Annotated in this window: 11 protein-coding genes; 2 read left to right on the top strand and 9 right to left on the bottom strand. The window is 68.8% G+C overall.

Annotation, left to right across the window (positions count from 1 at the left end; genetic code table 11):
* Window positions 1-7: 7 nt before the first annotated feature.
* On the bottom strand, window positions 8-1,024 hold the full coding sequence (locus ACLD0U_RS04870; RefSeq protein ID WP_206823678.1) for an iron ABC transporter substrate-binding protein: 1,017 nt from the start codon (window positions 1,022-1,024) through the stop codon (window positions 8-10).
* 119 nt (window positions 1,025-1,143) lie between these two features.
* Between ACLD0U_RS04870 and ACLD0U_RS04865 the strand changes: the two genes are divergently transcribed.
* The gene (locus tag ACLD0U_RS04865) at window positions 1,144-1,422 is read left to right on the top strand and encodes a hypothetical protein (protein WP_179411059.1); all 279 of its coding nucleotides are present in this window, start codon (window positions 1,144-1,146) and stop codon (window positions 1,420-1,422) included.
* 170 nt (window positions 1,423-1,592) lie between these two features.
* Here the strand turns inward: ACLD0U_RS04865 and ACLD0U_RS04860 are convergent, their stop codons facing one another.
* Genes ACLD0U_RS04860 through ACLD0U_RS04850 form a run of 3 tightly spaced genes read right to left on the bottom strand, consistent with a single transcriptional unit; the run spans window position 1,593 to window position 4,197 of the window.
* Window positions 1,593-2,771, bottom strand: coding sequence for an acetyl-CoA C-acetyltransferase (locus ACLD0U_RS04860; protein ID WP_206550009.1), 1,179 nt, complete (start codon window positions 2,769-2,771; stop codon window positions 1,593-1,595).
* A complete protein-coding gene (locus ACLD0U_RS04855; RefSeq protein ID WP_410339986.1) occupies window positions 2,768-3,421 on the bottom strand; it encodes a CoA transferase subunit B in 654 nt (217 codons plus the stop codon). The genes ACLD0U_RS04860 and ACLD0U_RS04855 overlap by 4 nt, the downstream gene beginning before the upstream one ends.
* Before the next feature lie 2 nt (window positions 3,422-3,423).
* Window positions 3,424-4,197 (bottom strand): CoA transferase subunit A, encoded by a 774-nt coding sequence (locus tag ACLD0U_RS04850; protein WP_179411062.1) that lies wholly within the window; start codon window positions 4,195-4,197, stop codon window positions 3,424-3,426.
* Window positions 4,198-4,299: 102 nt separating this feature from the next.
* Between ACLD0U_RS04850 and ACLD0U_RS04845 the strand changes: the two genes are divergently transcribed.
* Window positions 4,300-5,094: an IclR family transcriptional regulator gene (locus ACLD0U_RS04845; protein WP_179411063.1), complete on the top strand. Its 795-nt coding sequence runs from the start codon at window positions 4,300-4,302 to the stop codon at window positions 5,092-5,094.
* Window positions 5,095-5,115: 21 nt separating this feature from the next.
* On the opposite strand, the gene ACLD0U_RS04840 is transcribed toward ACLD0U_RS04845, so the two are convergent.
* The 5 genes from ACLD0U_RS04840 to ACLD0U_RS04820 are packed head-to-tail and all read right to left on the bottom strand — an operon-like array spanning window position 5,116 to window position 10,107.
* Window positions 5,116-6,006, bottom strand: coding sequence for an alpha/beta hydrolase (locus ACLD0U_RS04840; RefSeq protein ID WP_410339985.1), 891 nt, complete (start codon window positions 6,004-6,006; stop codon window positions 5,116-5,118).
* Window positions 6,003-6,755 carry a 3-hydroxybutyrate dehydrogenase gene (locus tag ACLD0U_RS04835; RefSeq protein ID WP_206550011.1) on the bottom strand — a complete coding sequence of 251 codons (753 nt, stop codon included), beginning with the start codon at window positions 6,753-6,755 and terminating at the stop codon, window positions 6,003-6,005. The genes ACLD0U_RS04840 and ACLD0U_RS04835 overlap by 4 nt, the downstream gene beginning before the upstream one ends.
* Window positions 6,748-7,479, bottom strand: a complete 732-nt coding sequence (locus ACLD0U_RS04830; RefSeq protein WP_179411066.1) for a TetR/AcrR family transcriptional regulator — start codon at window positions 7,477-7,479, stop codon at window positions 6,748-6,750. The genes ACLD0U_RS04835 and ACLD0U_RS04830 overlap by 8 nt, the downstream gene beginning before the upstream one ends.
* Entirely contained in the window at window positions 7,466-9,004 is a 1,539-nt protein-coding gene (locus tag ACLD0U_RS04825) for a class I adenylate-forming enzyme family protein (RefSeq protein ID WP_179411067.1), read from the bottom strand. Before ACLD0U_RS04825 ends, ACLD0U_RS04830 begins: the two co-directional genes overlap by 14 nt.
* A complete protein-coding gene (locus ACLD0U_RS04820) occupies window positions 9,001-10,107 on the bottom strand; it encodes a branched-chain amino acid ABC transporter permease (RefSeq protein WP_179411068.1) in 1,107 nt (368 codons plus the stop codon). The genes ACLD0U_RS04825 and ACLD0U_RS04820 overlap by 4 nt, the downstream gene beginning before the upstream one ends.
* Between the last annotated feature and the right edge of the window lies 1 nt (window position 10,108).

Genomic DNA, 10,108 nt, shown 5'->3' with positions numbered 1-10,108 from the left:
GTGGGTGTCAGAGCAGTCCCGCCTCGGTCATGAGGTCGATCACGGTCGGGCCGTTCAGCGTGGACGGGTCGATCTCGGGCGCACCGAGCGAATCGAGCGCGGGAAGGGGTGCGCGGGCGGGGATGCCGGTGGCCACCGGGTACTCGTAGCTGTAGCCCTCGCCCAGGATCGTCTGCCCTTGCTCTCCGACCAGCCAGGTGAGGAACTGCTGCGCCTCGTCGGAGCGATCGCTGGATGCCAGGACGCCGCCGCCCGAGATGCTGACGAAGGCTCCCGGATCGCCCGGCTCGAACAGATGCAGCGCCGTATTGCCGCTGTTCTCCTTGGTGCTCGCCTGGTCGCGGTACCAGTAGTAGTGGTAGATGATGCCCATCGGCACCTCGCCGGCGTTGACAGCCTTCATCGTCACGATGTTGTTGCGGTAGATCTCGGCGTTGCGCTGCATACCGGCGAGCCAGTCGGCGGTCGCGTCGTCGCCCTCCGACGCGAGGATGGCCGAGACGATGGCCTGGAAGTCGGCGCCACCGGGCGCGGCTCCCCACTGGCCCTGCCACTTCTCATCCTGCAGCTCGAGGATCGACGCGGGCAGCTCGTCCTCAGAGATCAGCTCGGGGTTGTAGACGAGTACCGTGTCGCGTGCGGCGATGCCGGTCCAGGAGCCGGTGCTGGGCCGGAACTGCTCGGGCACCCGCTGCAGCGTCGCCTCGTCGATGGGGGCGAAGAGTCCGGCATCCTCGACGAGTGCCATCGCGGGCGAGTTCTCGGTGAGGAACACATCGGCGGGCGAGGCGTCGCCCTCCTGCACGATCTGGTTCGCGAGTTCGCTGTCGCCACCGTGACGCAGTTTGACCTCGATACCCGTCTCTGCGGTGAACGCGGCCGTCCACTCCTCAGTGAGCTGCTCGTGCTGAGCGTTGTAGATGATCAACGCGTCGTCACCGCCGCCGGGAGTGCATCCGACGAGCAGCGCGGCGACGGCGATTCCGACGACGGGTGCGATCCGGCGCGTGCGGATGACAGGCATATGGTTCCCTTCGGGCAGGTTAGGCTCACCTATTTTACGCGACGAGCCGCCGCCCGCGTGACGCGATCCGTTTGACGCCCCCTTCGCCGTCTGCGCGAGTGCTCGACTACCGTAGACGCATGCGCTACCTCTTCGGATCCGGACTCATCGGCGCGATCACCGCCGGCCTCTCTCTGTTGCGCGGCACCCGCGATGCCCCGATCACGTGGCGTGCGGTTCTCGCCTGGATCAGCTGGGGCATCACCCTCGCATTGGCGATCGGCGCGGTCGTCGACATGCGCCGCGACGCCAACGGAATCACCGTCGCCGCGGATTCGCCACTGGCGCCCAAGCAGAACAAGCGCGCCGATAAGCAGCTCAAGGCCATCGAAAAAGCCGCCAAGGCCACCCAGCGCTGACACGCTCCTCGTGTCAGCGGGGCACCCCTCGGCGACCACCTTCGCCGAGACCCCCATCTATCGCCGAGACCCCCAGGTGCGGATGTCCGCACCTGGGGGTCTCGGCGATACGTAGGGGTGTCGGCGACGCGATCTGACTCAGCAGGCCAGGACCTCAACCGGCCAGGACGTCAACGGGTCAGGACCAGAGCCTCTCCCTGACCGCCGCCGCCGCACAGCGCGGCCACCGCGGTACCGGATCCGCGCGCGGCGAGCTGGTGCGCGAGGTGCACCACGAGGCGAGCGCCGCTCGCACCGATCGGATGCCCGATGGCGATGCCGCCGCCGTGCGCATTGACGATGTCGCTGGAGAGGCCGAGCTCCTGCTGCGAGCGGGCCACGACGGCCCCGAAGGCCTCGTTGATCTCGACCAGGTCGAGGTCGTCGGTCGTGAGACCCTGCTTCTCGAGGGCGCGTTCGATGGCACGCGCGGGCTGAGCCTGCAGCGAGTTGTCGGGGCCGGCGGTCTGGCCGTTGGCTCCGATTACGGCCAGTACCGGCCAGCCACGGGCATCCGCATTCTCGCGCGTCGTGACGATGACCGCGGCCGCACCGTCGGAGATCTGCGAGGCGTTGCCCGCGGTGATCGTGCCACCCTCGGCGAACGCGGGGCGCAGGCCGGCGAGCGACTCGACCGTGGTGTCGGGGCGCACGCCCTCGTCCTGCGTGAGCACCACCGGGTCGCCCTTGCGCTGCGGAACGGTGACCTCGACGATCTCGGCGAAGAACGCCCCGTCGCGCTGGCCGGCGGCGGCGCGCTGGTGCGACAGCGCGGCAACCGTGTCCTGCAGCTCGCGCGTCATCTCGTAGCGCGGGTTGTGGCGCTCGGTCGACGCACCCATGCTCTCGCGGTCGTACGCGTCGGTGAGGCCGTCGTGAGCCATGTGGTCGAGCACCTCGACGCTGCCGTAGGTCCAGCCGTCGCGCGACCCCATCAGCAGGTGAGGTGCGCGGGTCATCGACTCCATGCCGCCGGCGACGACGGTCGTCGCATCACCCGTGCGGATCATGCGGGCGGCATCGATGATGGCCGTCAGACCCGACAGGCACACCTTGTTGACCGAGCTGGCCGGAACGTCCCAGCCGATGCCCGCGCCGATGGCGGCCTGGCGGGCCGCGTTCTGGCCGGAGCCCGCCGCGAGCACCTGGCCCATGATCACCGCGTCGATGTCGGTGGGCGAGATGGCGGACTGCTCCATGGCGCCGCGGATGGCGAACGCGCCGAGCTGGGGTGCGGTGAACGAGGCCAGTTGCCCCTTCAGACGTCCCTGCGGAGTGCGTGCTGCGGCGACGATGACGATGTCGCTCATGAGTTCTCCTTCAGTGATTCCGAGATGGTGAGCGGCGGCTCGGTGGCGTCGATGACGTCCTGCACGCTCACGCCGGGTGCCGTCTCGACGAGCACGAGTCCCTGCTCGGTGACGTCGATCACGGCGAGATCGGTGATGATGCGGTCGACCACTCCCCTGCCGGTGAGGGGCAGAGAGCACTCGTTGACGATCTTGGCGCTGCCGTTCTTGGCGACGTGCTCCATCAGCACGATGAGTCGACCTGCGCCGTGCACCAGGTCCATCGCGCCACCGGGGCCCTTGACCATTTTTCCGGGGATCATCCAGTTGGCCAGGTCGCCGCCGACCGACACCTGCATCGCACCCAGGATCGCCGCGTCGATCTTGCCGCCGCGAATCATGCCGAAGCTGGTTGCAGAGTCGAAGAACGCCGCGCCCGGCAGCAGGGTGATGGTCTCCTTACCGGCATTGATCAGGTCGGGGTCGACGTTCTGCTCGGTCGGGTACGGGCCGACGCCGAGGATGCCGTTCTCGGACTGCAGCACGACCGTGACGTCGGCCGGCACATGGTTGGGCACCAGCGTCGGAAGGCCGATACCAAGGTTGACGTGCGAGCCGTCGGTGAGCTCCTGAGCGGCACGTGCCGCCATCTGGTCACGGGTGAGCGCCATGTTCAGGCCCCTTCCTGGCGTACGGTGCGTCGTTCGATGCGCTTCTCGATGTCGGTGCCGACCTCGACCACGCGGTGCACGAAGACGCCGGGCAGGTGGATGCAGTCGGGGTCGAGCTCGCCGGGTTCGACGAGTTCCTCGACCTGGGCGACGCACACGCGGCCGGCCATGGCGGCGAGCGGGTTGAAGTTGCGGGCCGCCTTGTTGAAGATCAGGTTGCCGTGGCGGTCGCCCTTCATGGCGTGCACGAGCGCGAAGTCGGTGGTGATCGCCTCCTCGAGCACGAACTCGCTCGGCTTGCCGAGGAAGTCGAAGGTGCGCACCTCCTTGACCGGCGAGGCGACGGCGATGGTGCCATCGGCGTTGTAGCGACGCGGCAGACCGCCTTCGGCGACCTGCGTGCCCACACCCGTCTGCGTGAAGAACGCGGCGATGCCCGAGCCACCGGCGCGGAGCTTCTCGGCGAGGGTGCCCTGCGGGGTGAGCTCGAGTTCGAGATCGCCCTCGAGGAACTGACGCTCGAACTCCTTGTTCTCGCCGACGTACGACGAGGTCATCTTGCGGATGCGCTGCGAGGCGAGCAGGATGCCCAGGCCCCAGTCGTCGACGCCGCAGTTGTTGCTGACGACGCTCAGATCGGCGGTGCCCTGTGCGTGCAGGGCCTCGATCAGCTTCATGGGATTGCCGGAGAGTCCGAAGCCGCCGACGGCCAGCGACGCTCCGTCCGGGATGTCGGCGACGGCCTCGGCCGCGGATGCGAACTGTTTGTCGATCAAGACCACTCCTTCGTGACGGGTCATCTCCAGCATCCGCCCGTGCCGTGCGCGCGGCAACCCGATGCTTGCGATGTGGTCGCACGAACCGCTAGCGTCCACATTATGGAACAGCAGGATGATCGCCGTCGCAGCGTGCCCGGCGCGCAGGCCATCGCCCGCGCCTCTTCGCTGCTGCGGCTGGTGACGGCGTCTCCCGACGGTGCCTCGTTGCAGTCCCTGGCGCAGCGTGCCGAGTTGAGCCGCTCGACCGCACACCGACTGCTGACCGCGCTGCGGGTGGAGGGACTCGTCGACCAGGACGAGACGTCGGCGCGATGGATGCCCGGCCCTGAGCTCTATCTGATGGGAACCGTCGCCGCGGCGCGTTATGACGTGACTGAGCTGTCGCGCGACATCGTGCGCTCACTCGCGGTGAAGACCGAGGAGAGCGCGTTCCTGTCGACGCGCCGCGCGGATGAGACCGTGTGCCTCGTACGCGAAGAGGGATCCTTCCCCATCCGCTCGTTCGTCCTCAGCGAGGGCGTGCGGTTCCCCCTCGGCGTCGCCAGCGCCGGTCTCGCGATCCTGGCATTCCTACCTGACCACGATGTGGATGCCTACCTGGAGCGGCACCCCGAGATCGAGGAGCGCTGGGGGCACGCGCACGGCACGGCACCGATGCGGCGCCGCCTGCACGAGACGAAGGCGCGCGGCTATGCCGTCAACCCGGGGCTGGTGGTCGAGGGGTCGTTCGGCATCGGCGCCGCGGTCTTCGATCGACATGGACGCCCGGAGTGGGCGCTGAGCCTGACCGGCGTCGAGTTCCGTTTCGGCCCCGACCGTCTGCCGCAACTCGGACGCACGCTGCTCGCGCACGCCCACCAGCTGTCGTCGCGTCTCGCCGGCGCGCGTCGCTGACCCGCCGGCGAGACGCCGCGGTCAGACGAGGACCGGCCGCACCAGGTCGGCGAGCGCGACAGCACCGCGCGGACTCATCACGACCGTGTAGTGGTTGAGGTCGTCAAGGTGCACGTGTTCCACCGCGGGGTACCTCTGCAGCAGATCCGCGAGGTGCGCCGGCGCGTACAACCCCGGCGTCTCGTTCTGCAGCCCCCGGGGCACGGTGATGAAGAGCGTCGGCACCGACAACGCCGCCAGCGCATCGGGCAGCGCAGAACCGGTGTTCATGTCGATGACGTCGTCGGCCATGATGTCCGAGCTCGTCGCCGCGCGAAGCACATCGCCATCCGGCACGAGGTCGTAGGCGATGTACGCGTCGAGCTCGGCACTCCAGTCGTCTGCGAAGGCCGGATGCCGGCGCCAGAACTCCTCGGTGTACGCCTCGACGTGCGGCCAACGGCGCGAGAGCCGTTCGGCGACCGGGCCGAGGATCAGCGGGACGAGTTGTTCGGGGTCGACCCCGGCGGGCACGTTCAGCGGCAGGCCGCCGTCGACGAGCACAAGGCGGCTCACACGCTGCGGATGCCGGTGCGCGAGCACGACGGCCACGAAGGCGCCCATCGAGTGCCCGACGACGCTGACGGCGTCGACATCGAATGCGTCGAGCACGGCAGCCAGGTCATCGGCGTGTGCCGCCATGCCCGCGGGACCGGGCAGCGTGTTGCTGGCGCCGCGACCGCGCAGGTCGGGGGCGATCACGCGCACACCCGGCAGTTGCTGCACGACGAACGGCCAAGCCAGGTGCGACGACGTCACCCCGTGGATGGCAAGCACCGTGTGCTGCACCTCACCCTGTGGCTCCCAGACGGCCACCCGAAGGTCGCCTCCGGCGACAGGCACATCCGTGGTGCGGTAGTCGTGGTGGGTCATCGTGCGCTCCAGCCGCCGTCCATCGTGTACGAGGCGCCCGTGACCATGCCGGCGGCGTCCGACACCAGCCAGCCGGCCAGCGAGGCGACCTCGTCGGCTTCGACGAGCCGCTTGATCGCGCTCTCGGTGAGCATGATCGTCTCAACGACCTCGCTCTCGGGGATGCCGTGCACCTTCGCCTGGTCGGCGATCTGCTTCTCGACCAGGGGCGTGCGCACGTAGCCGGGGTTGATGCAGTTGCTGGTGACGCCGTGCGGGCCGCCCTCCAGTGCGGTGACCTTCGACAGGCCTTCCAGTCCGTGCTTGGCAGCCACATAAGCGGACTTGAACGGGCTGGCGCGCAGACCGTGCACGCTGGAGATGTTGATGATTCGCCCCCAGCCGCGCTCGTACATTCCGGGGAGTACCGCGCGGATGAGCAGGAACGGTGCCTCGAGCATGATCCGCTGGATCAGACGGAAGGCATCGGGGTCGAAATCCACGATCGGGCTGACGCGCTGGATCCCGGCGTTGTTGACCAGGATGTCGGCGTCGAGGGCGAGGTCGTCCAGTGCCGCGGTGTCGGACAGGTCGACGGCCCAGGCCTCTCCCCCGATCTGCTCTGCTGCGGCAGCGGCCGCAGCAGCGTCGATGTCGGCGATCACCACGTGTGCCCCACGGCGCACGAACTCGGCGGCGCAGGCATGCCCGATACCGCTCGCTCCCCCGGTGATCACTGCACGCCGACCGGCGAGATCCTGTTCAGACATCGTTCTCTTCCTCTCTGAGGCTCTCTGTGACGTGCGGCCGCGCACCCGGCGCGGGGTTCTCCGCGTGGTCGGGGCGCAGCGCGCGGGTGATGAAGTCCGACATGCCGTCGAGCACTGCGGGGTTGATCTGCGCGGGCGGTTTTCCTGCGGCATCCCGCTCCCAGAGCAGGTAGCGCATGCCGATCAGCTCACCGGCACCCATCAGCGCCCAGGCGACGACGTCGGTGTCGAGCTCGGCTGCGATCTCGCCGTCGCGCTGCGCGGCCGCAAGTCCGGCGCGGTAGCCATCGACGATGCGCTCGTAGTGCAGGCGCAGCATGGTCGGCGAGACGAACTCGGCCTCGCGGACGACACGGTACAGCGCCGGATGCGCGGCAGTGAACCGGAAGAATCCCTCGAACCCGAGGCGTTCGGCCTCGATACGGTTCGTGGCGGATGCCATCGACTCGGACATCGAGTGGCGCACCCGGCTGTTGAGGTCGAGCACGAGCTCATCGAAGATCGCCTGCTTGCCGTCGAAGTACAGGTAGAAGGTGCCCAGTGCAACGCCGGCGTGCTCGGTGATCTTGACGATCGAGGCCTCGTGATATCCGAGGTCTGCGAAGACCTGCTCGGCCGCTTCGAGCAGGCGACGCCGGGTCTGCTGTCCGCGTTTGGTGAGGGGACGTCCGGTCGCGGACGAAACGGGCGGTTCCTCTGCTGGTGGGTTCTCAGTGGGCAGCATCCTGGTGCTCCTCCCTCAGCGCCATCCGGCGCAGTCGTGCGCGGGCGACCTTCTCGATCGTGGATCTGGGCAGCTCGTCGAGAAACTCGATCCGCGACGGCAGTTTGAACGTCGCCAGCCGTTCGGCGGCGAATGCGCGCAGCTCTTCGCGCGACACCGGTCCCCCCGGAACGATGAAAGCCACCCCGCGCTCTCCCCACACCGGGTCGGGTACGCCGACGACAGCGCATTCCGCGACCAGCGGATGGGCAGCGAAAGCGCGCTCCACCTCGGCGGGGGCGACGTTCTCACCTCCGGAGACGTAGATGTCCTTGAGTCGATCGACGACGCGGTGGATGCCGTCGGCGTCGCGGTGCACGAGATCGCCGGTGCGCAGCCATTCGCCGTGCATCGCACGCTGGGTCGCTTCATGATCATCGAGGTAGCCGGCGAAGACGCTCGCGCCACGCACCCAGAGCTCGCCGGTGGCCGCTCCCTGCAGTTCAAGTCCGGTCTCGGGGTCGGTGATGCGCACGTCGACGCCCGGGTAGGGGCGTCCGACCGCCCCCGGGTGCGCGGCGACGAGGTCTGCGGCCAGGTGCAGCACGTTGGGTCCTGCTTCGGTCAGCCCGTATCCCTGGGTGAAGGCGAGACCGCGCGTCGCCCATGTGCGCACCAGATCCTCTGGGATGGTGGCCCCGCCGACCACAACGCGGTTCAGGGCGGTGAGGTCGGCACTCTCCCACAGCGGATGCTGCTGCAGCATGCGGTACTGCGTGGGCACACCCATCATCGCGGTGACGCCACGGTCGGCGATGAGCTGCAGCACGCGACCGGGGTCGAATCCGCGCTCGAGGACGACCGTTGCTCCTCGCCACCAGGCCTGCAGTGGCTGCACGTTCCACGCGGCGACGTGGTACTGCGGCAGCATCGCCAGCACCACGTCGTCGGCGTCGAGCGGCATGGCTCGATCGAGAGCGAGGTTGTTCCAGAAGCAGTTCTCGTGCGTGAGCACGACGCCCTTCGGCGCCGCCTCACTGCCCGAGGTGTAGATCACCAGCAGCGGATCGGTGTCGCGCGCCGCGCGGCGGTGCGCGCTCTCCCGCGCGGCCGGTGCCTCGGCCTCGACGCCGGCGACGCCGAGAGCGGCGTGCACGGGGGCATCCGCAATGTTCTCCAGCGCCGCCGACGCGAGGGCCGCGTGCTCATCCTCGATCAGCAGCAGGTCCGGCCCGGTGCGGGAGATCAGGTCGGCCAGCTCGGTCGGAGTCAGCCGCCACGACAGCGGCACCAACGCGATGCCCAGCTGCGCGCAGGCGAAGAACACCACGACCTGGTCGGTCGAGTTGCCCGAGATCGTCGCGACCCGCTGCCCCGCACCGTACCCGGCGTCGCTCAGACGCTCCGCCAGTCGCGTCACACGCGCCGCGAGCGCGCGGTAATCGGTACGCACACCGCGGTCGTCGACGGCGACGCGCGCCGGATCCGACACGGCCCGGTCGTGCAACCACCGTCCGATGGTGTGCGCGCCGGCGGCGTCTGTCATCGCGCCATCTCCGGCACCTGCTCCGCCTCGTCCATCGCGGCGAGCCCGCTCTCGGGCGCACCGCGTCCGCGACGACGACGGACCCAGGAGTCCACGGTTCCGGCGATGCCGCCGGGAAGGAACATCACGACGAGAATGAACAGGACACCGAGGATGAACAGCGGCTCCGACAGCGGCACGCGCAGCACATCGGGAAGCTGCTGGATGCCCTCGGCGCGGGCGAGCACCGTCAGGCGCTGGTCAAGGATCGTGTAAAGCACACCTCCGAGGATCGCACCCCAACGGAACCCGACGCCACCGAGCACCACCATCACCAGGACCGTGATCGTCAGATCTGCGCTGACCGCAGTGGGCTGTGTGCCCGACTGCAGCAGCAGGTAGGCGATGCCCGCAAGCGATGCGCACAGCGCGGCGATCACGAAGACGATGAGCTTGGCCCGGGTGGGCTGCAGCCCGAGAACGCGCACGCGCAGGTCGTTCTCGCGGGCGGCCGCGGCGAGATGCCCCAGGCGCGAACGATCGACCCACAGCACGATCAGATAGACGATGACGACCACGGCGAGCGAGATCCAGTACAGGTTGCGCGTGTTCACGACGCCGACGAGCCAGTCGGGCACACCCTCGGTGTGCAGGCTGAGCCCCTCTTCACCGCCCGTGATCGCCTGGTTGCGTCGTACGAGCACCGAGCCCGCCTGGGCGAAGGCGAGTGTCACCATCGCGAACGGGATGCCGTTGACGCGCATGGCCACGGCGCCGGTGACGACGGCGATCACCAGTCCCCCCAGCAGCGCGACGAAGATTCCCGGTACGAGCGGAAGTCGCGCAGCCTCCAGCACGATACCCAGACCGTACGCCCCGGCACCGAAGTACAGTGCGTGCCCGAACGAGAGCATGCCGGCCGTGCCGAGCAGCAGGTTGTACGACAGCGCGAGCGCGGCGAACACCATGCACAGCGACATCAGCGCGAGCGAACCCGGCGTGTACGTCGCACCGGGCAGGATGCCCGGCAATGACAGGTTGAGCATCGGCAGCAGCGCCAGGACGGTGACGAGGACGACACCGACGCCGACCGGGAGCCAGCGGTTGCGGTTCGTGGCGTTCATG

Origin of the sequence: Microbacterium sp. 2216-1, from assembly GCF_046507855.1 — a bacterium.
GTDB classification, from domain to species: Bacteria; Actinomycetota; Actinomycetes; order Actinomycetales; family Microbacteriaceae; genus Microbacterium; species Microbacterium esteraromaticum_C.
This window is presented reverse-complemented; position numbering and strand designations above follow the sequence as displayed.

Bases quoted from the DNA above. Each gene is read 5' to 3' on its own strand.
- ACLD0U_RS04855 (WP_410339986.1), bottom strand. From the start codon at position 3,421: ATGGCGCTCACCCGTGACCAGATGGCGGCACGTGCCGCTCAGGAGCTC.
- ACLD0U_RS04840 (WP_410339985.1), bottom strand. From the start codon at position 6,006: ATGACCCACCACGACTACCGCACCACGGATGTGCCTGTCGCCGGAGGC.
- ACLD0U_RS04870 (WP_206823678.1), bottom strand. From the start codon at position 1,024: ATGCCTGTCATCCGCACGCGCCGGATCGCACCCGTCGTCGGAATCGCC.
- ACLD0U_RS04860 (WP_206550009.1), bottom strand. From the start codon at position 2,771: ATGAGCGACATCGTCATCGTCGCCGCAGCACGCACTCCGCAGGGACGT.
- ACLD0U_RS04865 (WP_179411059.1), top strand. From the start codon at position 1,144: ATGCGCTACCTCTTCGGATCCGGACTCATCGGCGCGATCACCGCCGGC.
- ACLD0U_RS04835 (WP_206550011.1), bottom strand. From the start codon at position 6,755: ATGTCTGAACAGGATCTCGCCGGTCGGCGTGCAGTGATCACCGGGGGA.
- ACLD0U_RS04845 (WP_179411063.1), top strand. From the start codon at position 4,300: ATGGAACAGCAGGATGATCGCCGTCGCAGCGTGCCCGGCGCGCAGGCC.
- ACLD0U_RS04830 (WP_179411066.1), bottom strand. From the start codon at position 7,479: ATGCTGCCCACTGAGAACCCACCAGCAGAGGAACCGCCCGTTTCGTCC.
- ACLD0U_RS04825 (WP_179411067.1), bottom strand. From the start codon at position 9,004: ATGACAGACGCCGCCGGCGCGCACACCATCGGACGGTGGTTGCACGAC.
- ACLD0U_RS04820 (WP_179411068.1), bottom strand. From the start codon at position 10,107: ATGAACGCCACGAACCGCAACCGCTGGCTCCCGGTCGGCGTCGGTGTC.